This window comes from Enterobacter wuhouensis (assembly GCF_004331265.1).
Lineage (GTDB): Bacteria > Pseudomonadota > Gammaproteobacteria > Enterobacterales > Enterobacteriaceae > Enterobacter > Enterobacter wuhouensis.
This window is the reverse complement of the sequence record NZ_SJOO01000008.1, coordinates 171,096-195,922: the sequence shown is the minus strand read 5'-3', so window position 1 is coordinate 195,922 and position 24,827 is coordinate 171,096. Positions and strand designations below refer to the sequence as shown.

Genomic DNA, 24,827 nt, shown 5'->3' with positions numbered 1-24,827 from the left:
ATTCTGTAAGATTGTCGGGTGGCGGCTGCGCCTCACCCGACCTACGGGTCATGCTGGCCTGGTAAAACCACACTCCGGCAAATAAAAAAGGCTCTCTGGTGACAGAGAGCCTTTTTTGCAATCAGCTGCGATTACTCGCCTTTTGCTTCAGCGTTTTTGATTTCGCCCATCACCTTCAGCTTTTTGGAGATCTCACGACGCTCTTTGGAGATCTCTGCATTTTTGATGATGTAGTCATCCACACGGTCTTCGTAATCGCTTTTCATGCTGGCGATGATGCCCTGAATAGCTTCAACGCTCATGCCCGGCTTGATGTAGTCGCTCAGGTTGTCCAGCAGCAGAACACGTTTCTGGTTGTCACGGATCTTCTTCTCCACGTCCTGGATTTCACGCTGCAGTTTGTTTTTGCGGCGGAACAGGCGGACGAACTCCAGAACATCCTGGAACGAAGGCTTGGTAGTTTCCATTTTTACACCCCTGATAATGTGAGATTCGGATTCGTTAAAGCAACCGTTGTAACAGTAACCTTACTGACAGCGGCCGCGAATGACAATGAGTATATCGTTTAGTCCTATCATAACCCCAATCGCTGCTGAATCGAAGCAGCAGGCGTGACATACGCTTTTTATTTGCGCAGTGCCCGACAAATAAGATGCGATAACAGCTCCAGCTGTCGCGCCAGCTCCATGCTCAACCATACGTACCCATGAATTGGCGTTTCTGCCACGTTATCGCTCTGCCGCTCATTGATCAGCTGTTTTAGCTCGGCAACGATCTCATTCAGACGCTCGCTGTTCGCCAGTATTGGCTGCGGGTTACCCTCGTAGAGTGCGTGGGCGATGGTCAACAGCGTTTGCTGCGTCATCAGCTGCGTCTCTTTGAGCGTATGCGCGTTGAGCATTAACAGATGGCTGGGACGAGAAGCCCAGTGGGCGTTAATCTGCAGCTCGAGCATGCAAACCAGGTTGCGGCTCACCGTCTGAATGGCCTCAAAGATCGCTTTCTGAATATGGGTTTCTTTACTGGCCGGGGTGATAAGACCACGCATTTTGACGACGTCATTCAGGATCCTTTGCAGGTGCTTTTCCAGCCGCGGACGTTCAACCAGGTTAGGCGAAAATCCGGCCTGATAGACCCGATTAAAGGCCGTGACGTAGTTCGCCATCTGAATGCGCCAGTGCAGGAACGCGCGCTGCGGCCAGATGCCGGTGAAGAGCATTGCCAGCAGTGAGCCAAGAATGACATCACCGCTTCGCCACAGCGCGGTCTTCATGTCGCCCGCAGGCGCGCCGACAACTACGGCAAGGGTGATGCCAATCAGCAGGGCCTGGTACGGCTTTTTCCCCAGCGCCAGCCAGCCGCACAGGAACATCGCCCCGGCGCACCACGCCAGCATCACCGGAAATGAGATCAGCTCCAGCTTCAGGGCAATCAGCCCCAGCGCGGAGCCTAAAACGGTGCCGCCGATTCGCTCAAACGCGCGTGGGACAACGTTACCCCAGAAAGAGATGGGCCCCATGATGACCACCAGCGTGATCAGCGGCCAGGTTCCTTCCGGAATATCCAGCAGACGCACCAGAATAAACGTGAGGATAAATGCCAGCGCGATGCGGCACCCATGCACCACGCGGTAATGTTTATACAACCGAATTTCAAACGGTGTTAATGATTTGTCGGGACGCACACCCGCTCTCCAGCTACACGGCAAACCACAATTGTACTGTGTTTTCAGCCGGGTGGATCGCTCCCGGCTGAAAAACCTACTTTTGGCAGGGTTAACCCGCTTTGTGCTCTACCGCGACGTACATCTCGATATCCCAGTAACCATCAGCGTTGCCATCGTTGAGATAGCGCTCAAAGCAGGGTTTAGGGGCTATTTGGTGTCGGGTGTCCTGCAGAACGGAATTAAAAAACTGGTACCACGGCGTGGCGAAATCATGATTTTCTACGCGCGCCGTGGCGATAGCGTAATCGCCCGCAGCGATTTCAGTCATCATCACCCCTTCGCTATTCTCGGGAATGACAAAATCGTCAGGCACCGTTACCGCGGTATCACACCGCAGCTTTTCGGCCGGAACGTCATCGGGATTGTCGTAGTACACCGCCACCCACTCAAGCGGCTGAATGTGACGCCCGTCTACCCACATAGCCAGCTGTTCAAAGCCTTGCTTAACCGTGTGTTCCCATGGCCCCACCAGGTGAAAACCCGCGATCTTACGTTTCTGCTGCTGCTTGATGCTGTAGTCCATGCTGCCTCCGTTTATTACTGTGTATTTATACACTATAAAGTGGATTGCATATTATCGGCAAACGCGGAGTGTTTATTATGTGAGCAGACTCGCAGCCCCGCCAGTCTGCCCCAACAGGTTAGAGCTTATGGTGCAGATAATCACCGAGTCGGGAGAAAAGGCCGCCCTTATCAACGCTTTCAAGGGTAACCAGCGGCCAGTGGGCCACCACCTTGTCGCGGTCATACAGCTGAATTTCCCCTACCCGCTGGTGGGCAGCAATCGGCGCTTCCAGCTCTTTTTTATCCAGAACGTATTTGGCCTTGATGTTCGGTACTTCTGCCTTCGGTAAAGCCAGCCAGAAATCCTGATCGGTACCCAGTTCTACCTGCTCCTTATCGCCGTACCAGATACGCTCAGTACCAACCTTTTTACCGTTGTGGAGGATTTGGACCGTATCGAAGTTTTGCTGTCCCCAGTGCAGCAGCTTGCGGGCCTGATCTTCACGCCCTTTTGGGCTATCCGCCCCCATTACCACCGCAATCAGGCGGCGCTGACCGTCAACGGCTGAGGCAATCAGGTTAAAGCCCGCGCCGGAGGTATGCCCTGTTTTTAGCCCGTCCACGTTCATGGTTTTATCCCACAGCAGGCCGTTGCGGTTCTGCTGGGTAATTCCGTTCCAGGTGAGGCTCTTTTCGCTATACATATGGTAGAACTCAGGCTCACCGTGAATAATGGCCCGTGACAGTACGGCCAGATCGTAGGCGGAACTGTGTTGTCCGGGCGCGTCCAGACCGTGGACGGTTTCAAAGTGGGTATCGCGCAGGTGCAGCTTTTGCACGTAGTCGTTCATCATGTTCACGAACTGCGGCTGACCGCCCGCCACGTGGTCCGCCAGCGCGACGCAGGCGTCATTGCCGGAGTCAACAATCAGCCCGCGGCTCAGGTCACGCACCGAGACGCGATCGCCCTCTTTCAAAAACATCAGCGATGACCCGTCGAACACCGGGTTGCCTTTCGCCCACGCGTCCCGGCCTACGGTGACGATGTCATCTGGCGTAATTCGATGGCTATCAATGGCGCGGTCAACAACGTAGCCCGTCATCAGCTTGGTGAGGCTCGCCGGATTGCGCTGTTGATGTTCGTTGCCCGCCGTTAAGATCTGACCCGTGGTGTAATCCATTAGCACCCAGGAGCCCGCCTGGATGGCCGGTGGCTGCGGGGAAAAATCCAACGGTTCAGCAGCCAGCGCAGACGAAATACTCGAAGCGAGTAAAGAAACAGCAATAAACAGACGGCGTTTCAACGGTATATCCTCAGGTCATTAAAAATCGTTGACCTTTTTACGGGACTTCTGATGTTGTTACCTGTCTTAATTGCAAAAAAATGTGACAGAGCGCCAATTTTACTCTGAAAGCGCCTCGCAAATTTCATCCCCTACGGCGCTTTTTATTCGGCCTGCTCCTCACGATCGTTTACCATAGAGACGTCAATTTTTAACAGGATGGTATTACTGGTGTCTGAATCTGCCGCGCGCCCAACATTTTTGTTCCACGATTATGAAACCTTTGGCACCCACCCGGCGCTGGACCGCCCGGCGCAGTTCGCCGCCATCCGTACCGATGACGATTTCAACATCATAGGCGAGCCAGAGGTGTTCTACTGCAAGCCCGCCGATGACTACCTGCCGCAGCCCGGCGCGGTCATGGTGACGGGAATAAAGCCTCAGGAAGCGCGGGACAAAGGGGTTAACGAGGCAGAGTTCGCCCGTCGCATCCACGATCTCTTTACCGTACCTAACACCTGCGTGGTGGGTTACAACAACATCCGTTTTGACGATGAAGTGACGCGCAATATCTTCTACCGCAACTTCTACGATCCCTATGCCTGGAGCTGGCAGAACCGCAATTCCCGCTGGGATTTGCTCGATATCATGCGCGCCTGCTATGCCCTGCGCCCTGAGGGCATTAACTGGCCGGAAAATGAGGAGGGGCTGACGAGCTTCAGGCTGGAACACCTGACGCGCGCCAACGGCATCGAACACAGCAACGCCCACGACGCGATGGCGGACGTCTATGCCACCATTGCGATGGCGAAGCTGGTGAAAACCGCACAGCCGCGCCTGTTTGAATATTTGCTGAGCCACCGCAGCAAGCAGAAGCTCACGACCCTGATTGACGTGCCGCAGATGAAACCCCTCGTGCATATCTCCGGCATGTTCGGCGCATGGCGCGGCAATACCAGCTGGGTCGCCCCGCTGGCATGGCATCCCGATAACCGCAATGCGGTCATCATGGTCGATCTGGCCGGTGATATCTCGCCGCTGCTGGAACTTGACAGCGATGCGCTGCGCGAGCGGCTCTATACCCCCAAAAGTGAGCTGGGCGACCTGCCGGCCGTGCCGGTAAAGCTGGTGCATATCAACAAATGTCCTGTGCTGGCCCAGGCCAACACGCTGCGTCCCGAAGATGCCGACAGGCTGGGGATCAACCGACAGCACTGTCTGGATAACCTGAAGGTGCTGCGCGACCACCCGCAGGTGCGCGAGAAAGTGGTGGCTATCTTTGCGGAAGCCGAGCCGTTTACGCCTTCTGAAAATGTCGATGCGCAGCTCTACAACGGCTTTTTCAGCGACGCCGACCGCGCGGCCATGAACATCGTTCTGCAAACCGAGCCGCGCAACCTACCGGCGCTGGATATCACCTTCGTGGACAAGCGCATCGACAAGCTGATATTTAACTATCGTGCGCGAAACTATCCCGGCACGCTGGATGAAGCAGAGCAGGAGCGCTGGCTGCAGCATCGACGTAACGTCTTTACGCCGGAGTTTCTTAATAGCTATGCCCAGGAGCTGGAAATGCTCTATGGCCAGTATGAAGGGAACGCTGAGAAACAGGCGCTGTTGAAATCCCTGTTCCAGTACGCGCAAGAGATTGTTTGAATCGAGGGTACAAAAAAGCCGGAGGCGATGTCTCCGGCTTTTTTTTGCCCGCTGGCGCGGGCTTACGGGTTTTGTAGGTCGGGTAAGGCGTAGCCGCCACCCGACACGGAATTACGCGACGTCTTCGTACTGAGGAACCGGGTTGCGGAAGCTTTTGGTTACGCAAGCCAGATAAATCAGACCGATAGCACCCCAGATCAGACCCAGAACCATCGAGCTCTCTTCCAGGTTAATCCACAGCGCGCCAACCGTCAGGGCACCACACACTGGCAGCACCAGATAGTTGAAGTGGTCTTTCAGCGTCTTGTTGCGCTTCTCGCGGATCCAGAACTGGGAGATCACGGAGAGGTTAACGAAGGTAAACGCCACCAGCGCACCGAAGTTAATCAGCGCGGTCGCCGTCACCAGGTCGAATTTAATCGCCAGCAGCGCAATGGCGCCAACCAGCAGCACGTTCCACGCCGGGGTACGCCATTTCGGATGAACGTAGCCAAAGAAGCGGGTTGGGAACACGCCGTCACGGCCCATGACGTACATCAGGCGAGAAACCCCCGCGTGCGCCGCCATGCCGGACGCCAGTACGGTGACGCTGGAGAAGATCAGCACGCCCCACTGGAAGGTTTTACCCGCAACGTACAGCATGATTTCAGGCTGAGACGCGTCCGGATCTTTAAAGCGAGAGATATCCGGGAAGTACAGCTGCAGGAAGTAGGAGGCACCGATGAAGATCAGGCCGCCAATCAGCGCAGTCAGGAAAATCGCTTTCGGGATCACGCGCTCGGCGTCTTTAGTCTCTTCAGACAGAGAGGAGATGCCGTCGAAGCCCAGGAATGAGAAGCACAGGATAGTCGCACCGGTGATCATCGGCACTACGTGCGCGCCTTCGGACCAGAACGGACGGGTGCTGGTCAGCGTACCTGCGCCTTCACCATGCATCACGCCGTAAATGATCAGACCCACGATAACCGCAACGATACCCATCTGCAGAATAACAATCAGGGTGTTGAAGTTAGCCACGGTCTTGATGCTGCGCAGGTTAGAGATGGTCATAAAGGCCACCAGAGCCACAACGAAGATCCACGACGGTACGGAAGGTACCAGCGCTTCGAAGTAAATTTTTGCCAGCAGAATGTTGATCATCGGCATGAACAGGTAGTCCAGCAGAGATGACCAGCCCACCATAAAGCCAACCGCCGGGCTAATGGATTTCTGAGCATAGGTATAGGCAGAGCCTGCAGACGGGAAACGGCGAACCAGTTTACCGTAGCTCAGCGCTGTAAAGAGAATGGCGACCAGCGCAAAGGCGTACGCCGTTGCAACGTGACCGTCAGTAAGGCCTGATACGATACCGAATGTATCGAACAGCGTCATTGGTTGCATATAGGCAAGGCCCATCATAACAACCGGAATCAACGTAAGCGTTTTACGTAATTCCACGCGAGAGGTTTTTGGAGTTGCGTTATGCGACATGGTTAATCTCCTTTACGGTGATAACCGCCACGTAAGCGAATAATTGCCCCATTTCTTTCTTCCTCAGCGACAACAACTGTCGGATTTTAGTAAATATCTATCCGGTACGAAGCCCGGCCTCTTGGATTTTTAGTTTCGTTTCGTACATGCAAAAAAAAATAACCGACGCCTTTTATATCGTCGATTATTCATTTGTTTGCAGCGGCGGCATTTTGCCCTATTCCAGATACAAAAGGCAATAGATTGAGAAAGCCATCAATAAATTAATTTCACTAACCGGTTGATTTCCCGGCATCGACCTGAGTGTAAACAGCGGCGATAGCACTATTTGCTAAAATTTCATCACGCCACCATGCGCTGGCAAGCCCGGCGGTTTGCTCATTCCAGCCAACCCAAACCGACTCATTGCTGCTTTGTGCAAGCACCTGTTTTTCAACAAGCGCACCGCTGTCAATGAATCGCTGCGCCAGATAGCGAGGAACATACCCGCAGCCGAGCCCGCTAATTTGCAGTTCCAGTTTGGTTTTAAAATCGAAAACGGTAATGGCCTCTTGCTCATCAAGCAGTTGCGAAGAGACCGCACATTCCGGACGGGAGCTGTCGCCGACCGCAATCGCGCGAAAGTTTTTGATCACACGTCGGTTAATGGGTTCGGGTTCCTGAGCAAGGGGATGGTGAGGCGCAACCGCAAAAACCTGCTCCAGTACGCCCAGACGGGCAAAACCATAATCGCTCAACTGCGGCGGCTCATGCAACGCGCCGACGATGATGTCCGCCCTGCCCTGCGTTAAGGCATCCCAGGAGCCGCCCAGCACACCGTTGATAAAGATCAGCCGGGTCACGCTGTGACGTTGGTAAAACGCTTCAATCAGCGGCGTCAGAAGGGAAAAGGGAAACGTATCATCTACGCCGATGACCAGCTCGTTTTCCCAGCCCTGATGAAGCTTGATGGCCTGCTTCTCAAGTTCGCGAACGGTGTGAAGAACGTCGCGTCCTTTTTCAAGCAGCATCTGGCCCGTGCGGGTGAAACGTGCGCGATGGCCGGAACGATCGAGCAGCTGGATGTTGAGATCGCTTTCCAGCTTTTGCACCGTGTAGCTCAGCGCTGAGGGCGTTTTGTAGAGCTTCGCCGAGGCTGCTGCAAAGCTCCCCTCTTTTTCCAGCGCATCGAGAATAATAAGCACATCCAGCAGAGGTTTCATGTTCGCTCCCAATAGGTATGCGATCGTCTCCGCTGATGGCATTATTCCATAGGCATCACCAGCGGATCGGGATACTGATACTCAAATCCCAGCTCATGACAAATACGATTGCCATCAACAATTTTGCCTTTACCCGGGTCCTTCGCGTCGCCAAAGACCGGCGGAGCCAGGCCGAGCTGGCGCGCCATCAGCGGGTAAAAAGTGCTTCGCGACGGATGGGAAGGCGCACATATATTATAGATGTGCCCGCCTTTTGGAGCCTGCAAGAGTAGTTCAATTGCGCCGATGACGTCGTCAAGATGCACAAGATTGACCCCGTGTTGCCCATCCGGAGCCGATTTACCGGCAAAAAAACGTCCGGGATGTCGCCCTGGCCCCACCAGGCCCGCCAGGCGCACGATGTCGACCTGGGTACCCGGAAGATGGTGAAGCCAATCCTCCAGCTCTTTCAGTACCCGACCGCTTGCCGTGACGGGACGCCGCTCGGTAGTCTCCTTGACCGTACCCTCCGCGTCGCCGTACACCGAGGTCGAACTGGTAAAGATAATCCGCGGAATAGCGTGCGCCAGCGCGCTGTCGACAATTTCCTGCATCGCCTGCAGATAAAATGACTCACCGGGACCACTGCGCCGCGCAGGTAGCGTTATCACCAGCGCATCCACATTCATTAACGCATCCAGGTCGTCTGCATCGCAGACCAGCTCAGGTTCAAGACGCAGCTCAACGCCATCGATGCCACACATGCGCGCGGCTTCAACCCCATCCGCCGTGGTTTTGCTCCCGGTCACCTGCCAGCCTTTTGCGGCCAATGACATCGCCAGCGGCATTCCCAGCCACCCTAAACCGACAATCGCGACCTTTTTCATGCCCATTCTCCTGACTCTCAATCGTCTGTATTAAGGCTACGCTAGCCCTGAGAAACACACAATTCATAGCATCAATATGAAATGAATTAATGATCAAAAAAAGCCCTTGCTTTCTGTCGCATAAGTGGTTTAGGTTAAAAGACATCAAATGCATAAGCATTCAACGAGAATTTATATGACACGCGTTCAATTTAAACACCACCATCATCACCATCATCCTGACTAGTCTTTCAGGCGATGTGTGCTGGAAGACGTTTGGATCTTCCAGTGGTGCATGAACGCATGAAAAAGCCCCCGGAAGATCTTCTTCCGGGGGCTTTTTTTTGAACCAAATTTAGACAGGTTAAGAGGAAAACAGAATGTTAGATAACTCACGTTTACGCATAGCTATTCAAAAATCAGGCCGTTTAAGCGACGATTCACGCGAACTGCTGGCCCGCTGCGGGATTAAAATCAACCTGCACACCCAGCGCCTGATTGCCCTGGCTGAAAATATGCCAATCGATATTCTGCGCGTACGTGATGACGATATCCCCGGCCTGGTGATGGACGGCGTGGTTGACCTTGGCATTATCGGCGAAAACGTGCTGGAAGAAGAGCTGCTGACCCGCCGTGCCCAGGGTGAAGACCCGCGCTACTTTACGCTGCGCCGTCTGGACTTCGGCGGCTGCCGCCTGTCGCTGGCAACGCCTGCCGATGAAGCCTGGGACGGCCCGGCCGCGCTGAACGGCAAACGCATCGCCACCTCTTACCCTCACCTGTTAAAGCGTTACCTTGACCAGAAAGGCGTGCAGTTTAAATCCTGCCTGCTGAACGGCTCCGTAGAAGTGGCGCCGCGCGCAGGCCTGGCGGACGCCATCTGCGATCTCGTCTCTACCGGCGCGACGCTGGAAGCGAACGGCCTGCGCGAAGTGGAGGTCATCTACCGCTCTAAAGCCTGCCTTATCCAGCGCGACGGCGAGATGGCCGATGCCAAGCAGCAGCTTATCGACAGGCTGCTGACCCGCATTCAGGGCGTGATTCAGGCACGTGAATCTAAATACATCATGATGCACGCCCCAACCGACCGCCTGGACGAAGTTATTGCCCTGCTGCCGGGCGCTGAACGCCCAACCATTCTGCCGCTGGCAGGCGATCAGCAGCGCGTAGCCATGCACATGGTGAGCAGCGAAACCCTGTTCTGGGAAACTATGGAAAAACTCAAGGCGCTGGGCGCAAGCTCTATTCTGGTGCTGCCAATTGAGAAGATGATGGAGTAACGGCCATGAGCTTTAACACAATCATCAACTGGAATAGCTGTACCGACGAGCAGCAAAGTGAATTACTGATGCGCCCGGCGATTTCCGCCTCAGAGGCCATCACCCGCACCGTGGCTGAGATCCTCGATAACGTCAAAGCCCGCGGCGACGACGCGCTGCGCGAGTACAGCGCGAAGTTTGATAAAACCGAAGTTGGCGCGCTGCTGGTCACCGCACAGGAGATTGCGGAGGCGGAAAGCCGTCTCGGCGACGAGATCAAACAGGCGATGGCCGTCGCGGTGAAGAACATCGACACGTTCCACACCGCGCAAAAATTGCAGCCGGTCGATGTAGAAACGCTGCCCGGCGTGCGCTGCCAGCAGGTGACGCGCCCGGTTGCCTCCGTCGGCCTTTATATCCCCGGCGGTTCTGCCCCGCTGTTCTCTACCGTACTGATGCTGGCAACCCCGGCGCGCATCGCCGGCTGTCAGAAGGTGGTGCTCTGCTCACCGCCGCCGATTGCCGATGAGATCCTGTATGCCGCGAAGCTGTGCGGGGTGCAGAAGGTGTTTAAGGTAGGCGGCGCGCAGGCGATTTCTGCCCTGGCCTTTGGCACCGAATCCATTCCGAAGGTCGACAAAATCTTTGGTCCGGGCAATGCGTACGTGACCGAAGCCAAGCGCCAGGTCAGCCAGCGTCTGGACGGTGCGGCCATTGATATGCCTGCCGGTCCGTCCGAAGTCCTGGTGATTGCCGACAGCGGCGCAACGCCGGACTTTGTCGCCTCTGACCTGCTCTCTCAGGCGGAGCACGGCCCGGACTCGCAGGTCATCCTGCTGACGCCGGATGCGGATATGGCAAAGCGGGTAGGCGAAGCGGTCGAGCGCCAGCTTGCCGACCTGCCGCGTGCCGAAACGGCACGCCAGGCGCTGTACGCCAGCCGCCTGATTGTTGCGCGGGATCTCGACCAGTGTATTGCTATCTCTAACCAGTACGGCCCGGAGCACCTGATTATTCAGACCCGCAGCGCGCGCGAACTGGTCGACAGCATCACCAGCGCAGGCTCGGTGTTTCTGGGCGACTGGTCCCCGGAGTCCGCGGGCGATTATGCGTCGGGCACTAACCACGTTCTGCCGACCTATGGCTATACCTCCACCTGTTCAAGCCTCGGGCTGTCCGACTTCCAGAAGCGCATGACCGTGCAGGAGCTGTCCCGAGAAGGGTTTGCCGCACTGGCCTCCACCATCGAAACGCTGGCCGCTGCGGAACGTCTGACCGCCCACAAAAACGCCGTTACGCTGCGCGTTGCAGCCCTGAAGGAGCAAGCATGAGCATTGAAGAACTGGCCCGCGAAAATGTCCGTCGCCTGACGCCCTATCAGTCCGCGCGCCGTCTGGGCGGCAACGGTGACGTCTGGCTGAACGCCAATGAATACCCGACGGCGGTGCAGTTTGAGCTGTCGCAGCAAACGCTGAACCGCTATCCGGAGTGCCAGCCTAAAGCGGTTATCGAAAATTACGCCCGGTACGCGGGCGTGAAGCCTGAGCAGGTCCTGGTCAGCCGTGGGGCAGACGAGGGTATTGAACTGCTGATCCGCGCCTTCTGCGAGCCGGGTAAAGATGCGGTGATGTACTGCCAGCCCACCTATGGGATGTACAGCGTCAGCGCGGAAACCTTCGGCGTGGACTGCCGTAACGTATTATCGCTGGACGACTGGCAGCTGGATCTGCAGGGCATTGCCGATAACCTCGACGGCGTGAAGGTGGTGTTCGTCTGCAGCCCAAACAACCCGACCGGGCAGATTATCAACCCGCAGGATATTCGCACGCTGCTGGAGATGACGCGCGGCAAGGCGCTGGTGGTGGCGGATGAAGCCTACATTGAGTTCTGCCCACAGGCGACGCTGGCTGGCTGGCTTGAGGAGTACCCGCACCTGGTGGTGCTGCGCACGCTGTCAAAAGCCTTCGCCCTCGCGGGCCTGCGTTGCGGCTTTACGCTGGCGAATAAAGAGGTCATCGACCTGCTGCTGAAAGTGATTGCCCCGTACCCGCTTTCCACCCCCGTTGCGGATATTGCGGCCCAGGCGCTGGCTCCTCAGGGTATCAACGCGATGCGCGAACGCGTGGCGCAGATCCTTGTAGAGCGTCAGTATCTGGTAACGGCCCTGAAAGAGATCGCCTGCGTTGAGCAGGTGTTCGACTCTGAAACTAACTACATCCTGGTGCGCTTCACCGCCTCCAGCGCCGTATTTAAATCTTTATGGGATCAGGGCATTATCTTACGTGACCAGAATAAACAACCCTCCCTGAGCGGCTGCCTGCGCATCACCGTCGGCACCCGTGCAGAGAGCCAGCGCGTTATTGACGCCCTGAAAGCGGAGAAAGTATGAGCCAGAAGTACCTCTTTATCGATCGTGACGGCACGATCATTTCGGAGCCACCAGCCGATTATCAGGTCGACCGATTCGACAAGCTGGCTTTTGAACCCGACGCGATCCCGGTGCTGCTTAAACTGCAGAACGCGGGCTTTAAGCTGGTGATGATCACCAACCAGGACGGTCTGGGCACGGATAGCTTCCCGCAGGCGGACTTCGACGGCCCGCATAACCTGATGATGCAAATCCTCACCTCGCAGGGCGTCGCGTTTGATGAAGTGCTGATCTGCCCGCACCTGCCGGCCGACGAGTGCGACTGCCGCAAACCAAAAGTGAAGCTGGTTGAGCGCTACCTTGCTGAAGAAGCGCTGGATAAAGCCAACAGCTATGTGATTGGCGATCGCGCAACCGACATCACTCTTGCCGAAAACATGGGCATTGCGGGCCTGCGCTACAGCAGCAGCGATCTCAACTGGGCGAAGATTGGCGAACAGCTGACCAAACGCGACCGCTACTCGCACGTTGAGCGCAACACCAAAGAGACGCAGATCGACGTGAAGGTCTGGCTGGACCGCGAAGGCGGAAGCAAGATCCACACCGGCGTTGGCTTCTTCGACCATATGCTGGATCAGATCGCGACCCACGGCGGCTTCAGGATGGAGATTTCAGTAAAAGGCGATCTCTACATCGACGATCACCACACCGTGGAAGACACCGGTCTGGCGCTGGGTGAAGCCCTGAAGCTGGCGCTGGGCGACAAGCGCGGCATCAACCGTTTTGGTTTTGTCCTGCCGATGGACGAATGCCTGGCGCGCTGCGCCATGGATATTTCTGGCCGTCCGCACCTGGAATATAAAGCCGATTTTACCTACCAGCGGGTGGGCGACCTCAGCACCGAAATGGTGGAGCACTTCTTCCGTTCATTGTCCTACACCATGGGCCTGACGCTGCACCTTAAAACCAAAGGCAAAAACGACCATCACCGCGTGGAAAGCCTGTTTAAAGCCTTTGGCCGCACCCTGCGCCAGGCAATCCGCGTGGAAGGCGACGCGCTGCCCTCGTCGAAAGGAGTGTTGTAATGAACGTGGTGATTCTGGATACCGGATGCGCCAACCTGAACTCCGTCAAATCGGCGATTGCCCGCCACGGCTACGAGCCGGTGGTCAGCCGTGATCCCGACGTGGTGCTGCGCGCAGATAAACTTTTCTTACCGGGCGTAGGCACGGCGCAGGCGGCGATGGATCAGATCCACGAGCGCGACCTGGTCGACCTCATTAAAGCGTGCACCCAGCCGGTGCTGGGGATTTGCTTAGGCATGCAGCTTCTGGGCCGCCGCAGCGAGGAGAGCAACGGGGTTGATCTGCTGGGCATCATTGACGAAGACGTGCCGAAAATGACCGACCACGGCCTGCCGCTGCCGCACATGGGCTGGAACCGCGTCTATCCGAAAGCGGGCAACAGGCTATTTCAGGGCATCGAAGACGGGGCGTACTTTTACTTCGTGCACAGCTACGCCATGCCGGTGAATGCCGACACGATTGCCCAGTGCAATTACGGCGAAGCGTTCACCGCGGCGGTACAGAAAGACAACTTTTACGGCGTGCAGTTTCACCCGGAACGCTCTGGCGCCGCGGGCGCGCAGCTGCTGAAAAACTTCCTGGAGATGTAATGATTATTCCCGCTTTAGATTTGATTGACGGCACGGTTGTACGTCTCCATCAGGGCGATTACGGCCAGCAGCGCGACTACGGTAACGATCCCCTGCCGCGCCTGCAGGACTACGCGGCTCAGGGAGCAGAAGTGCTGCACCTGGTCGATCTGACCGGCGCAAAAGATCCGGCCAAACGTCAGATCCCCCTGCTCAAAACGCTGGTCGCCGGGGTGAACGTTCCCGTGCAGGTTGGCGGCGGCGTGCGTACGGAAGAGGACGTCGCGGCCCTGCTTGACGCGGGCGTGGCGCGCGTGGTGGTCGGCTCAACCGCCGTGAAAGATCCTGAGACAGTTAAGGGCTGGTTCCACCGCTTTGGCGCGGATGCACTGGTGCTGGCGCTGGACGTGCGCATTGACGAACGGGGCAACAAGCAGGTTGCCGTCAGCGGATGGCAGGAGAACTCCGGCGTGACGCTGGAAGCGCTGGTCGATATGTATCTCCCCGTCGGCCTGAAGCACGTGCTGTGCACGGATATCTCTCGCGACGGGACGCTGGCCGGTTCTAACGTTTCGCTGTACGACGAGGTCTGCGCGCGCTATCCGCAGGTGGCCTTCCAGTCTTCTGGCGGGATCGGTGATATCGACGACGTGGCCGCCCTGCGCGGAACCGGCGTGCAGGGTGTCATCGTCGGGCGAGCCCTGCTGGAAGGAAAATTTACTGTGACGGAGGCGATTCAATGCTGGCAAAACGGATAATCCCCTGCCTGGACGTGCGCGACGGCCAGGTCGTCAAAGGCGTGCAGTTCCGCAACCACGAGATCATTGGCGACATCGTCCCGCTGGCAAAACGCTATGCCGATGAAGGCGCGGACGAGCTGGTCTTTTACGATATCACCGCCTCCAGCGACGGGCGCGTCGTCGATAAAAGCTGGGTGGCGCGCGTGGCGGAGGTGATCGATATTCCGTTCTGCGTGGCGGGCGGCATTAAATCCGCAGACGACGCGGCTAAAATCCTCTCCTTCGGCGCCGACAAGATTTCGATCAACTCCCCTGCGCTGGCAGACCCGGAGCTGATTACCCGTCTGGCCGATCGTTTCGGCGTGCAGTGTATCGTGGTGGGTATCGACACCTGGTTTGACGAGGCAACGGGCAAGTACCACGTCAACCAGTATACCGGGGACGAAAGCCGTACCCGCGTAACGCAGTGGGAGACGCTGGACTGGGTGCAGGAAGTGCAGAAACGCGGTGCGGGTGAAATCGTGTTGAACATGATGAACCAGGACGGCGTGCGCAATGGCTACGATCTTGAACAGCTGAAAAAAGTGCGTGCCGTATGCAACGTTCCGCTGATTGCTTCTGGCGGCGCAGGCACTATGGATCACTTCCTCGACGCCTTCCGCGAGGCGAACGTGGACGGCGCGCTGGCGGCGTCCGTGTTCCACAAGCAAATTATCAATATTGGTGAGCTAAAAACGTACCTGGCAGATCGGGGCGTGGAGATAAGGGTATGTTAACAGAGCAACAACAGGCGCAGCTGGACTGGGAAAAAACTGACGGATTACTGCCGGTGGTTGTACAACATGCCGTCTCAGGCGAAGTGCTGATGCTGGGGTATATGAACCAGGACGCGCTGGCGAAAACGCTCGACAGCGGAAAGGTGACGTTTTTCTCGCGCACCAAACAGCGCCTGTGGACCAAAGGCGAAACATCCGGGCATTTCCTGAACGTGGTCAGCATTGCGCCGGACTGCGATAACGACACCCTGCTGGTGCTGGCCGATCCAATTGGCCCAACCTGCCATAAAGGGACCAGCAGCTGCTTTGGTGAAGCGAGCCACCAGTGGCTGTTCCTGTATCAGCTGGAACAGCTGCTGGCAGAGCGTAAAACCGCCGATCCGGAAAGTTCGTATACCGCAAAGCTATACGCCAGCGGGACCAAGCGCATTGCGCAGAAGGTGGGCGAAGAAGGGGTTGAGACGGCGCTGGCCGCAACGGTACGTGACCGTGACGAGCTGACTAACGAGGCGTCTGACCTGATGTATCACCTGCTGGTGCTCCTTCAGGATCAGGAGCTGGACTTAACGGCGGTGATTGAGAATTTACGTAAGCGCCATAAATAAAAAAAAAGACCGGGGAGACCCGGTCTTTTTTTGTTTCTGAATCAGGCTTTTGGCTTGTAGTTTCGCAACGCATTACGTCCCAACACCACACCGGACCCGATAACCCCGCCCAGCAGCACGGCCAGAATAAGCGTAATGGCTTTTTTCGGGCTGTCGCGGCGGATGGGTAAGTTCGGCTTCATCACATAACGGTAAACGTGGATGGTGTCCGGATTCACGTTCAGATTCTCGATATCCAGAAGGTTTTGCTTGGTCTGGTAGTAAGCACCAGAGAATACCAGCGGGCGAGACGCTTCGTTATCAATCATTGATTTCAGCGCTTCGCTACCCAAAAGGAACATGGTTTCCTGGGTCACATCCTGAGTCTGTTGGATCTGAGGAGTCGTGATTTTTGCAGCCTCGGCGTTCTTAAGCGCCTCGGTGATCTGCTTAATTCGCAGGTCTTTTTGCTCCTGAGAGACCTTCTCCTGGTTTTCCAGGGAGTCATTCAGGGTTGTGATCTGCTGTTTGATGTTGTCTTTGAGGTCAACGGTCAGCTCTTTCGCCGTTTGCTCATCGATCAGCTGGATGTATTGCGCCAGCTGCTTTTGTGCAGCTTCAGCGGATTCACCCTGGTATGAGACGCTTAATGGCAGCGCTTGTCCCTTCACCGCTGGCTCAATTGTCAGCTTCTCTGGCACTTCCTGATTTTCAAGTGCCTGTGACAACGCAGAAAAAGAGGAGTTAAAGCGTCCAATTGCGCGGGTCTGTATGTCCAGCATCGCAGGCGCCGCATTGCCATACAGGATGTTTAAGGCGTTGTTATAGGTTGCAATCTGCGCCGCGTCAGGCTGCGCGATGATCGCCGTTGAGGTCCATTTCTCTTTAGCGACGGTAATATATCCAACAGCTAGCACGATAAAAACAATAACAAAGGTAATTATCGTCCACTTCCCACGCCACAGCTGTAGCACTAGATCAAGTAAATCAATTTGCTCCGGGTCATTGCTTCGCGTGACCAGGTTATTGTTGTTTTGCGTCATACAATCCCTAACAAATGAAAAAGGGCAAAAATAATCATGTTTACATAGTGTATCTGTTGCTGCCGATTTTTCTATAAGAATCCGATGAGTTATATCGGAAAGATGGGTTATGTAAGTAGCACCCATCGCGCTATGATAGACACAATCTGGTGCGTTATGGCATCTGTAAGAACATGTGTGAATGAGGGATGATATGAAATTTCTGGTTACGGGCGCAGCGGGATTTATCGGTGCGAATGTCAGCAAGCGGCTCCTCGATGCTGGTCATCAGGTTATCGGTATTGATAATCTCAATGACTACTATGATGTTAACCTCAAACTGGCTCGTCTGGACCTGTTGAAATCTGACAATTTCACATTCCACAAGCTTGACCTGGCAGACCGTGAAGGCATGGCGGCGCTGTTTGCGGATGAGAAATTCGATCGCGTGATTCACCTGGCCGCACAGGCCGGCGTTCGCTACTCTCTGGATAACCCGCACGCTTACGCAGATGCCAACCTGATTGGGCATCTCAACGTTCTGGAAGGCTGTCGCCACAACAACGTCCAGCACCTGCTTTATGCATCATCAAGCTCCGTGTACGGCCTCAATCGCAAGATGCCGTTCTCAACGGATGACTCGGTAGACCATCCGGTTTCGCTGTACGCAGCAACCAAAAAAGCCAACGAGCTGATGTCGCATACCTATTCGCATCTGTACAACCTGCCGACCACCGGCCTGCGTTTCTTTACCGTGTATGGCCCCTGGGGTCGCCCGGACATGGCGCTGTTTAAATTCACCAAAGCGATGATCGAAGGGAAAAGCATCGACGTATACAACTACGGCAAGATGAAGCGCGACTTTACCTACATCGACGATATCGTTGAGGCGATTATTCGTCTCCAGGACGTGATTCCGCAGGCCAATCCTGACTGGACCGTCGAAACCGGTTCTCCGGCATCCAGCTCCGCGCCTTATCACGTGTACAACATCGGTAACAGTTCCCCTGTAGAACTGATGGATTACATTACCGCCCTGGAAGAAGCGCTGGGTAAAGAAGCCGACAAGAACATGATGCCTATTCAGCCTGGCGATGTTCTGGAAACCAGCGCGGACACTAAGCCGCTTTACGACGTGGTAGGCTTTAAACCGCAAACGACCGTTAAGGACGGGGTGAAGAAGTTTGTCGACTGGTACCGCGACTTCTACAAGGTCTAAAACAAAAACCCGGCCTGATAGCCGGGTTTTTTATGTGCTGCAGACTGAATATCAGTCGCTGCCAAAGAGATCGCGGGTATAAACCTTATCCGCCACGTCCGCCAGCTCTTCAGCCATGCGGTTAGAGATGATCACATCTGCTTCTTTCTTGAAGGCATCCAGATCGCGAATCACACGTGAATGGAAGAACTCGTCTTCCTGCATCGCTGGCTCATAGATAATAACCTGAACGCCTTTGGCCTTAATACGCTTCATGATCCCCTGAATGGAAGAGGCGCGGAAGTTATCGGAACCGCTCTTCATGATCAGACGGTACACGCCCACGACTTTCGGATGGCGAGCAAGAATGGAATCAGAGATGAAATCCTTGCGCGTGCGGTTCGCATCAACAATCGCCGAAATCAGATTGTTTGGCACGGCCTGATAGTTTGCCAGCAGCTGTTTGGTATCTTTCGGCAGACAGTAACCGCCGTAACCGAATGACGGGTTGTTATAGTGATTGCCAATGCGCGGGTCCAGACAGACGCCTTCAATGATCTGACGCGTGTTGAGCCCCAGGCTCTCGGCGTAGCTGTCCAGTTCGTTGAAGTAAGCCACGCGCATCGCCAGATAGGTGTTGGCAAACAGCTTAATCGCCTCGGCTTCGGTAGAATCGGTGAACAGTACCGCAATATCTTTCTTAACCGCGCCTTCCTGCAGCAGCGCGGCAAAACGCTCTGCACGCTCGGAGCGTTCACCAATCACGATACGGGATGGGTGCAGGTTATCGTATAACGCCCTGCCCTCGCGCAGAAACTCTGGCGAGAAGAAGATATTATCGATACCAAACTTCTCTTTGATGGACTGGGTGAAACCTACCGGAATGGTCGACTTGATAACCATCACCGCATTCGGGTTAATCGCGATCACGTCCTTGATCACAGCCTCAACCGTTGAGGTGTTGAAGTAGTTCGTCTTTGGGTCGTAATCGGTCGGCGTGGCGATGATGACATAATCCGCATCGCGGTAGGCATCTTCTTTATCCGTCGTCGCGCGGAAATTCAGCGGCTTGTTTGAAAGATAATCCTGGATCTCTTTATCCACAATCGGCGATTGTTTCTGATTAAGCATATCCACTTTGGCCTGCACGATGTCCAGCGCGACCACTTCATGGTGCTGCGCAATCAGGATACCGTTTGAAAGGCCAACATAGCCTGTTCCGGAGATGGTTATTTTCATTCGTTTGGCTTCTTCAGTATGAGTTTCTGGTGACATTCAAAGGGTCACCACAATGATTAACTGGTGGTTTTTTATCGCTAATGCCAATTCACTGTCAAGGTGCACGCCGGGCTGGTGAATACGTTGACGCCACTGCGCCCGTTACCGAAACAGCGCCTTAAGTACCGGCTTTCCAGCAATAGTGGGGTACTTAACGCTTATAGGCAGCTAAAATGGTTAAACAGCGGGCTGGCTCAAATCAGACTAATCCCTTGGTAAGGTTAAGCAGATATTGACCATATCCGGTCTTTTTCAGCGGCTCTGCAAGCAGCATAAGCTGTTCCGCATCGATAAATCCTCTACGAAACGCAATCTCTTCCGGACAAGAAACTTTAAGCCCCTGTCGTTCTTCAATTGTTGCGATAAAATTACTCGCCTCAATCATGCTCTGGTGTGTTCCCGTGTCCAGCCAGGCGTAGCCTCGTCTCATCATTGCGACAGACAGTCGCCCCTGCTGCATATACAGACGGTTGATATCGGTGATTTCCAGTTCGCCTCTATCCGACGGGCTCAAGCCCTTGGCCATTTCAATGACATCATTGTCATAAAAATAAAGGCCGGTGATGGCGTAATTACTTTTTGGATGCTGAGGTTTCTCCTCAAGGCCAATTGCGGTGCCTTCTTTGTCGAACTCAACAACACCATAACGTTCCGGATCGCTGACATGATAGGCGAACACGGTCGCCCCCTCTTCCTGACCGGCAGCCCCTTCAAGCAGCCGAGGCAGGTCATGTCCGTAGAAAATGTTATCGCCTAACACCAGCGCGCAGTTGTCGTCACCGATAAACTCTTCGCCAAGGATAAAGGCCTGAGCAAGCCCGTCGGGGCTCGGCTGCACCTTATACTGCAGACGCAATCCCCACTGGCTGCCATCACCCAGCAGTTGCTCAAAACGGGGCGTATCCTGTGGCGTGCTGATAATCAGGATATCCCTGATGCCGGCAAGCATCAGCGTTGATAGCGGATAATAGATCATCGGCTTATCGTAAATCGGCAACAGCTGTTTGCTTACCGCCATCGTGACCGGGTAGAGCCGGGTACCGGAGCCGCCGGCCAGAATGATACCTTTACGCTTAGTCATTACTTACGCTCCCCATAATTCTGATCGATCCAGCTTTTATAGGCGCCACTTTTAACATTAGAGACCCATTCCTGATTGTTCAAATACCATTCAACCGTTTTGCGAATGCCGCTTTCAAAGGTTTCCTGCGGTTTCCAGCCCAGCTCGGCGCTAATTTTTTGAGCGTCAATCGCGTAGCGGCGGTCGTGCCCCGGACGGTCAGTTACATAGGTAATTTGTTCCCGATAGGATATTTCCCTGGGTACGATTTCATCCAGCAGATCGCATATGGTGTGGACAACCTCGATATTTTTCTTCTCGTTGTACCCGCCAATATTATACGTTTCCCCCACGGCTCCCGTTGTCACAACGGTATACAGCGCACGTGCGTGATCTTCCACGTATAACCAGTCGCGGATCTGATCGCCCTTGCCGTAAATCGGTAAGGGTTTGCCTTCCAGCGCATTCAGAATGACAAGCGGAATAAGTTTCTCGGGGAAATGATAAGGCCCGTAGTTATTTGAACAGTTCGTCACAATCGTTGGCAGGCCATATGTGCGCGTCCATGCGCGCACTAAATGATCGCTCGACGCCTTGGATGCGGAATAAGGGCTACTTGGCGCGTAAGACGTTTTTTCCGTAAACATGGGCAACGGCCCGGCGTCGTGACGTTCATCTGGATGCGGTAAATCGCCGTAGACTTCATCGGTTGAGATATGGTGAAAACGGAATGCGTTTCTTGCCGCATCATTCAGTGAAGCCCAGTAGGCACGGCTGGTCTCCAGCAGGACGTAGGTGCCAACAATATTGGTTTCGATAAACGCGGCTGGCCCGGTAATTGAACGATCGACATGGCTTTCTGCAGCGAGATGCATTACTGCATCGGGCTGGTGAGCAGCAAAAATACGCTCCATTGCATCTTTATCGCATATGTCAGCATGCTCAAAAACATAACGGTCGCTATCGCTTACCTCACGCAAGGATTCCAGGTTACCGGCATAGGTCAGTTTATCAACGTTAACAACGCTATCCCGTGTATTGCTAATAATATGTCGGATGACAGCAGAGCCGATAAAACCGGCACCACCAGTAACAAGAATTTTCACGCAATCTATTCCATTAAAAGTGAGTGGATTGGTCGGGACAAAAAAGCCCGGTATCGCTACCGGGCTTAGTGAAATGGCTAGACCGAGATCGGATTAATCAAGCCATTCGGTGTGGAACACACCTTCTTTGTCGGTACGTTTATAGGTGTGCGCACCGAAGTAGTCGCGCTGCGCCTGAATCAGGTTGGCAGGCAGTACCGCAGCACGGTAGCTGTCGTAGTAGGCCACCGCAGCGGAGAAGGTCGGAACCGGAATACCGTTCTGCACAGCGTAAGCAACGACGTCACGCAGCGCCTGCTGATATTCGTCCGCGATTTTTTTGAAGTAAGGAGCCAGCAGCAGGTTCGCAATGCCCGCATTTTCTGCGTAGGCATCGGTGATTTTCTGCAGGAACTGCGCGCGAATGATGCAGCCAGCGCGGAAGATCTTCGCGATTTCGCCGTAGTTCAGGTCCCAGTTGTTTTCGTCAGAAGCGGCACGCAGCTGAGAGAAGCCCTGTGCATAAGAGACGATTTTACCCAGGTACAGCGCACGACGAACTTTCTCAACGAATTCCGCTTTTTCACCCGCTGGTTTAGCCTGTGGGCCAGACAGCACTTTGGATGCCGCAACGCGCTGCTCTTTCAGGGAAGAGATATAGCGCGCAAAGACGGATTCGGTGATCAGAGACAGCGGTTCACCGAGGTCCAGAGAACTCTGGCTGGTCCATTTGCCGGTGCCTTTGTTTGCCGCTTCATCCAGAATCACATCAACCAGGTATTTACCGTCTTCATCTTTTTTGGTGAAGATATCTTTGGTGATGTCGATCAGGTAGCTGTTCAGCTCGCCCTTATTCCATTCGGTGAAGGTTTCAGCCAGCTCTTCGTTGGTCAGGTTCAGGCCGCCTTTCAGCAGGGAATAGGCCTCAGCAATCAGCTGCATATCGCCGTATTCGATACCGTTGTGAACCATCTTAACGTAATGACCTGCGCCGTCGGCACCGATGTAGGTGACGCATGGCTCACCGTCTTCAGCGACGGCAGCAATTTTGGTCAGGATAGGTGCAACCAGCTCGTACGCTTCTTTCTGGCCGCCAGGCATAATAGATGGGCCTTTCAGCGCGCCCTCTTCACCACCGGACACACCGGTACCGATGAAGTTAAAGCCTTCAGCAGAGAGCTCACGGTTACGACGGATGGTGTCCTGGAAGAAGGTATTGCCGCCATCAATGATGATGTCGCCTTTATCCAGATAAGGTTTCAGGGAGTCGATTGCTGCATCGGTACCTGCGCCCGCTTTCACCATTAACAGGATACGACGAGGCGTTTCCAGGGACTCAACGAACTCTTTAACCGTATAGAAAGGAACCAGTTTCTTGCCTGGGTTTTCGGCAATCACTTCTTCAGTTTTTTCACGGGAGCGGTTGAAAACGGAGACGGTATAACCACGGCTTTCGATGTTGAGCGCCAGGTTGCGCCCCATCACTGCCATACCGACAACGCCGATCTGTTGCTTGGACATTACATACTCCTGTCAGGTGTGGATACCCCGCCGTAACGGAGCCGGCGGGTAAAGTGAAGAACATGTTAACTCAGGATAGAGGCCAGAAGGTAGCAATAGATGTCTTCTTAAGAATGAACTTAATGGGTATAAAACCCTATTATTGGTGCATTAATATGCACCATCACGATGAAGAACGACTTTCACTGTTTTGAACAAAATTGCGATGTCATTCCAAAGCGACCAGTTCTTGACGTACCAGGAATCAAAGTAGACGCGCGTATCGTAATCTACGTCGTTACGTCCGCTTACCTGCCACAAACCCGTCATGCCGGGCTTCGCCATCAGGTAATAGTCGACATTATCATCATAGCGCGGCAGCTCTTCCGAAATAATGGGACGTGGCCCCACCAGGCTCATTTGTCCTTTAAGAACATTGAATAACTGAGGCAGTTCATCCAGGCTCGTTTTCCGGATAAAGCGTCCGACTGAAGTGATTCGGGGATCATTTTTTAACTTAAAATCACGATCCCACTCTTCACGAGCGGCAGGATCTGAATCGAGAAGTTTTTGCAGGACTTCCTGAGAGTTCATCACCATCGAACGGAATTTATAGCATGGAAACAGTTTGCCATGCCTACCGACACGCATATGCCCATAGATTGCCGGTCCACCGTCGCGAGTGACCTTGTACCAAAGGTAAATAAGCAGTGGCGACGAAATAAGGATGATCAGTGAGGAACAAACGATATCGAACGTGCGCTTCAGGAAGCGAGAGGTACGTTTTGCCAGATTATTATGGATCCGTAACAGCATCACTTCATGGCTAAAGATGAATGACATATCGGTATTATATAGCGGCAGCCCGCGCAGAGAAGGAATGACCGTCACCGATCGACAATCCTTCTTAGACAGTTCTCGCAGCCAGTTCATCGTTTTATCGCTGTTTTCCATTTCAAAGGCAACGATGAAATGGATATCACCGGTTTTCTTCATCTCCCAAAGAATATTAGGATCGCGCAGAACGGGCAGCCCCTGCAGCATCGGCTCTGTTGATTCCTCGTCGAAAAATGCGACGACATCAAAACCTAACATTTCTTCGCTCTGTAAAGCGAAATAAGCCTCTACAGCATTACTCCCGCTTCCAATGATGACCGTTTTTTTCTTCCAAATACCAAGACGATTCAGAAGATGTTTGGTCATGGCTCTGAAGAATGGCAGCAAGATTAATGCAAAGGTCCAGCAAAAAACCCACACATATCGGGAAAATTGCCATTTAGAAAAGGCCACAAGGGCCAGATCAAAGACGGCAAAAATAACGATTGTGCGGATGATTTCCTTTAACTCAAACCAGAATGGTTTGCGATAAGAATAGTGCCGCAACCGAACCCAGAACCATCCCACGCAGATCACGCTTAAAACGACGTGGGAGATGATACGCATCTCCAGCTGATTGTCCGGGATAAACCGATACAGATCGTTGAAGATCCAGTACACGCAGCCGATGGAAAGCGCGAGAGAGATATTAAAAAAAATAAAATCCGAGGCTGCCAGAAAAACCTTGCATAGCAACGGGTTATATTTATTCAAAAAATTATCCGTATCCATGACAACACC

The 24,827-nt window shown here is 54.3% G+C and carries 25 protein-coding genes and 1 other annotated feature; of the genes, 11 read left to right on the top strand and 14 right to left on the bottom strand.

The features are described 5' to 3' along the window. Nucleotides 1–131: 131 nt before the first annotated feature. The 4 genes from E0L20_RS17665 to dacD form a co-directional block, all read right to left on the bottom strand. Complete coding sequence (locus E0L20_RS17665; RefSeq protein ID WP_119938346.1) at nt 132–467, bottom strand: DUF496 family protein; 336 nt, start codon at nt 465–467, stop codon at nt 132–134. Nucleotides 468–625: 158 nt separating this feature from the next. Next, a complete protein-coding gene (locus tag E0L20_RS17660; RefSeq protein ID WP_131635092.1) occupies nt 626–1,684 on the bottom strand; it encodes an FUSC family protein in 1,059 nt (352 codons plus the stop codon). 91 nt (nt 1,685–1,775) lie between these two features. Next, nucleotides 1,776–2,249, bottom strand: coding sequence for a DNA gyrase inhibitor SbmC (sbmC, locus tag E0L20_RS17655; protein ID WP_131635091.1), 474 nt, complete (start codon nt 2,247–2,249; stop codon nt 1,776–1,778). A 118-nt stretch (nt 2,250–2,367) separates the two neighbouring features. Beyond that, complete coding sequence (gene dacD, locus E0L20_RS17650) at nt 2,368–3,534, bottom strand: serine-type D-Ala-D-Ala carboxypeptidase DacD (protein WP_131635090.1); 1,167 nt, start codon at nt 3,532–3,534, stop codon at nt 2,368–2,370. Nucleotides 3,535–3,744: 210 nt separating this feature from the next. Here dacD and sbcB point away from each other — a divergent pair, with 210 nt between their 5' ends. Beyond that, the gene (gene sbcB, locus E0L20_RS17645; protein ID WP_131635089.1) at nt 3,745–5,169 is read left to right on the top strand and encodes an exodeoxyribonuclease I; all 1,425 of its coding nucleotides are present in this window, start codon (nt 3,745–3,747) and stop codon (nt 5,167–5,169) included. A 111-nt stretch (nt 5,170–5,280) separates the two neighbouring features. Here sbcB and E0L20_RS17640 read toward each other — a convergent pair whose 3' ends face one another. The 4 genes from E0L20_RS17640 to E0L20_RS17625 all read right to left on the bottom strand — a co-directional run bounded on the left by E0L20_RS17640 (nt 5,281) and on the right by E0L20_RS17625 (nt 8,707). Continuing rightward, complete coding sequence (locus tag E0L20_RS17640; RefSeq protein ID WP_131635088.1) at nt 5,281–6,639, bottom strand: APC family permease; 1,359 nt, start codon at nt 6,637–6,639, stop codon at nt 5,281–5,283. Beyond that, the gene (gene yoeI / locus E0L20_RS24300) at nt 6,629–6,691 is read right to left on the bottom strand and encodes a membrane protein YoeI (protein ID WP_131635099.1); all 63 of its coding nucleotides are present in this window, start codon (nt 6,689–6,691) and stop codon (nt 6,629–6,631) included. Before yoeI ends, E0L20_RS17640 begins: the two co-directional genes overlap by 11 nt. 220 nt (nt 6,692–6,911) lie before the next feature. Next, nucleotides 6,912–7,841, bottom strand: a complete 930-nt coding sequence (locus E0L20_RS17630; RefSeq protein WP_131635087.1) for a LysR family transcriptional regulator — start codon at nt 7,839–7,841, stop codon at nt 6,912–6,914. Between the two features lie 41 nt (nt 7,842–7,882). After that, complete coding sequence (locus tag E0L20_RS17625; protein ID WP_131635086.1) at nt 7,883–8,707, bottom strand: SDR family oxidoreductase; 825 nt, start codon at nt 8,705–8,707, stop codon at nt 7,883–7,885. 175 nt (nt 8,708–8,882) lie between these two features. Between E0L20_RS17625 and hisL the strand changes: the two genes are divergently transcribed. From hisL to hisIE, 9 genes are all read left to right on the top strand, one after another. Next, on the top strand, nt 8,883–8,933 hold the full coding sequence (gene hisL / locus E0L20_RS17615) for a his operon leader peptide (protein ID WP_001364200.1): 51 nt from the start codon (nt 8,883–8,885) through the stop codon (nt 8,931–8,933). Further along, nucleotides 8,909–9,032 (top strand) — a sequence feature (His leader region). (Overlaps the previous gene by 25 nt.) Before the next feature lie 34 nt (nt 9,033–9,066). After that, the gene (gene hisG / locus E0L20_RS17610; RefSeq protein WP_131635084.1) at nt 9,067–9,966 is read left to right on the top strand and encodes an ATP phosphoribosyltransferase; all 900 of its coding nucleotides are present in this window, start codon (nt 9,067–9,069) and stop codon (nt 9,964–9,966) included. Nucleotides 9,967–9,971: 5 nt separating this feature from the next. Beyond that, on the top strand, nt 9,972–11,276 hold the full coding sequence (gene hisD, locus E0L20_RS17605) for a histidinol dehydrogenase (RefSeq protein WP_131635083.1): 1,305 nt from the start codon (nt 9,972–9,974) through the stop codon (nt 11,274–11,276). Then, the gene (gene hisC / locus E0L20_RS17600; RefSeq protein ID WP_131635082.1) at nt 11,273–12,334 is read left to right on the top strand and encodes a histidinol-phosphate transaminase; all 1,062 of its coding nucleotides are present in this window, start codon (nt 11,273–11,275) and stop codon (nt 12,332–12,334) included. Before hisD ends, hisC begins: the two co-directional genes overlap by 4 nt. Beyond that, a complete protein-coding gene (hisB, locus tag E0L20_RS17595; RefSeq protein WP_131635081.1) occupies nt 12,331–13,398 on the top strand; it encodes a bifunctional histidinol-phosphatase/imidazoleglycerol-phosphate dehydratase HisB in 1,068 nt (355 codons plus the stop codon). Before hisC ends, hisB begins: the two co-directional genes overlap by 4 nt. Continuing rightward, nucleotides 13,398–13,988 carry an imidazole glycerol phosphate synthase subunit HisH gene (gene hisH / locus E0L20_RS17590; RefSeq protein WP_131635080.1) on the top strand — a complete coding sequence of 197 codons (591 nt, stop codon included), beginning with the start codon at nt 13,398–13,400 and terminating at the stop codon, nt 13,986–13,988. The genes hisB and hisH overlap by 1 nt, the downstream gene beginning before the upstream one ends. Further along, nucleotides 13,988–14,725 carry a 1-(5-phosphoribosyl)-5-[(5-phosphoribosylamino)methylideneamino]imidazole-4-carboxamide isomerase gene (gene hisA / locus E0L20_RS17585; RefSeq protein WP_131635079.1) on the top strand — a complete coding sequence of 246 codons (738 nt, stop codon included), beginning with the start codon at nt 13,988–13,990 and terminating at the stop codon, nt 14,723–14,725. Before hisH ends, hisA begins: the two co-directional genes overlap by 1 nt. After that, nucleotides 14,707–15,483, top strand: coding sequence for an imidazole glycerol phosphate synthase subunit HisF (hisF, locus tag E0L20_RS17580; protein WP_131635078.1), 777 nt, complete (start codon nt 14,707–14,709; stop codon nt 15,481–15,483). The genes hisA and hisF overlap by 19 nt, the downstream gene beginning before the upstream one ends. Continuing rightward, nucleotides 15,477–16,088 carry a bifunctional phosphoribosyl-AMP cyclohydrolase/phosphoribosyl-ATP diphosphatase HisIE gene (gene hisIE / locus E0L20_RS17575; RefSeq protein WP_131635077.1) on the top strand — a complete coding sequence of 204 codons (612 nt, stop codon included), beginning with the start codon at nt 15,477–15,479 and terminating at the stop codon, nt 16,086–16,088. Before hisF ends, hisIE begins: the two co-directional genes overlap by 7 nt. A gap of 41 nt (nt 16,089–16,129) precedes the next feature. On the opposite strand, the gene wzzB is transcribed toward hisIE, so the two are convergent. Beyond that, a complete protein-coding gene (wzzB, locus tag E0L20_RS17570; RefSeq protein WP_131635076.1) occupies nt 16,130–17,110 on the bottom strand; it encodes an LPS O-antigen chain length determinant protein WzzB in 981 nt (326 codons plus the stop codon). Nucleotides 17,111–17,303: 193 nt separating this feature from the next. Between wzzB and E0L20_RS17565 the strand changes: the two genes are divergently transcribed. After that, complete coding sequence (locus E0L20_RS17565) at nt 17,304–18,308, top strand: NAD-dependent epimerase (RefSeq protein ID WP_131635075.1); 1,005 nt, start codon at nt 17,304–17,306, stop codon at nt 18,306–18,308. Nucleotides 18,309–18,359: 51 nt separating this feature from the next. Here E0L20_RS17565 and ugd read toward each other — a convergent pair whose 3' ends face one another. The 5 genes from ugd to E0L20_RS17540 all read right to left on the bottom strand — a co-directional run bounded on the left by ugd (nt 18,360) and on the right by E0L20_RS17540 (nt 24,818). Then, nucleotides 18,360–19,526: a UDP-glucose 6-dehydrogenase gene (gene ugd, locus E0L20_RS17560; protein ID WP_131635074.1), complete on the bottom strand. Its 1,167-nt coding sequence runs from the start codon at nt 19,524–19,526 to the stop codon at nt 18,360–18,362. A 238-nt stretch (nt 19,527–19,764) separates the two neighbouring features. Beyond that, a complete protein-coding gene (gene rfbA, locus E0L20_RS17555; RefSeq protein ID WP_131635073.1) occupies nt 19,765–20,646 on the bottom strand; it encodes a glucose-1-phosphate thymidylyltransferase RfbA in 882 nt (293 codons plus the stop codon). Continuing rightward, a complete protein-coding gene (rfbB, locus tag E0L20_RS17550) occupies nt 20,646–21,731 on the bottom strand; it encodes a dTDP-glucose 4,6-dehydratase (RefSeq protein ID WP_131635072.1) in 1,086 nt (361 codons plus the stop codon). Before rfbB ends, rfbA begins: the two co-directional genes overlap by 1 nt. Nucleotides 21,732–21,824: 93 nt before the next feature. Continuing rightward, the gene (gene gndA, locus E0L20_RS17545; RefSeq protein WP_131635071.1) at nt 21,825–23,231 is read right to left on the bottom strand and encodes an NADP-dependent phosphogluconate dehydrogenase; all 1,407 of its coding nucleotides are present in this window, start codon (nt 23,229–23,231) and stop codon (nt 21,825–21,827) included. A gap of 150 nt (nt 23,232–23,381) precedes the next feature. Beyond that, nucleotides 23,382–24,818, bottom strand: coding sequence for an undecaprenyl-phosphate galactose phosphotransferase (locus E0L20_RS17540; protein ID WP_131635070.1), 1,437 nt, complete (start codon nt 24,816–24,818; stop codon nt 23,382–23,384). Between the last annotated feature and the right edge of the window lie 9 nt (nt 24,819–24,827).

Excerpts from the sequence above, each read along its gene's own strand:
- E0L20_RS17665 (WP_119938346.1), bottom strand. The coding sequence starts at position 467 with ATGGAAACTACCAAGCCTTCGTTCCAGGATGTTCTGGAGTTCGTCCGC.
- sbmC (WP_131635091.1), bottom strand. The coding sequence starts at position 2,249 with ATGGACTACAGCATCAAGCAGCAGCAGAAACGTAAGATCGCGGGTTTT.
- E0L20_RS17640 (WP_131635088.1), bottom strand. The coding sequence starts at position 6,639 with ATGTCGCATAACGCAACTCCAAAAACCTCTCGCGTGGAATTACGTAAA.
- E0L20_RS17630 (WP_131635087.1), bottom strand. The coding sequence starts at position 7,841 with ATGAAACCTCTGCTGGATGTGCTTATTATTCTCGATGCGCTGGAAAAA.
- E0L20_RS17625 (WP_131635086.1), bottom strand. The coding sequence starts at position 8,707 with ATGAAAAAGGTCGCGATTGTCGGTTTAGGGTGGCTGGGAATGCCGCTG.
- hisG (WP_131635084.1), top strand. The coding sequence starts at position 9,067 with ATGTTAGATAACTCACGTTTACGCATAGCTATTCAAAAATCAGGCCGT.
- hisD (WP_131635083.1), top strand. The coding sequence starts at position 9,972 with ATGAGCTTTAACACAATCATCAACTGGAATAGCTGTACCGACGAGCAG.
- hisC (WP_131635082.1), top strand. The coding sequence starts at position 11,273 with ATGAGCATTGAAGAACTGGCCCGCGAAAATGTCCGTCGCCTGACGCCC.
- hisB (WP_131635081.1), top strand. The coding sequence starts at position 12,331 with ATGAGCCAGAAGTACCTCTTTATCGATCGTGACGGCACGATCATTTCG.
- hisH (WP_131635080.1), top strand. The coding sequence starts at position 13,398 with ATGAACGTGGTGATTCTGGATACCGGATGCGCCAACCTGAACTCCGTC.
- hisA (WP_131635079.1), top strand. The coding sequence starts at position 13,988 with ATGATTATTCCCGCTTTAGATTTGATTGACGGCACGGTTGTACGTCTC.
- hisF (WP_131635078.1), top strand. The coding sequence starts at position 14,707 with ATGCTGGCAAAACGGATAATCCCCTGCCTGGACGTGCGCGACGGCCAG.
- hisIE (WP_131635077.1), top strand. The coding sequence starts at position 15,477 with ATGTTAACAGAGCAACAACAGGCGCAGCTGGACTGGGAAAAAACTGAC.
- wzzB (WP_131635076.1), bottom strand. The coding sequence starts at position 17,110 with ATGACGCAAAACAACAATAACCTGGTCACGCGAAGCAATGACCCGGAG.
- E0L20_RS17565 (WP_131635075.1), top strand. The coding sequence starts at position 17,304 with ATGAAATTTCTGGTTACGGGCGCAGCGGGATTTATCGGTGCGAATGTC.
- ugd (WP_131635074.1), bottom strand. The coding sequence starts at position 19,526 with ATGAAAATAACCATCTCCGGAACAGGCTATGTTGGCCTTTCAAACGGT.
- rfbA (WP_131635073.1), bottom strand. The coding sequence starts at position 20,646 with ATGACTAAGCGTAAAGGTATCATTCTGGCCGGCGGCTCCGGTACCCGG.
- gndA (WP_131635071.1), bottom strand. The coding sequence starts at position 23,231 with ATGTCCAAGCAACAGATCGGCGTTGTCGGTATGGCAGTGATGGGGCGC.
- E0L20_RS17540 (WP_131635070.1), bottom strand. The coding sequence starts at position 24,818 with ATGGATACGGATAATTTTTTGAATAAATATAACCCGTTGCTATGCAAG.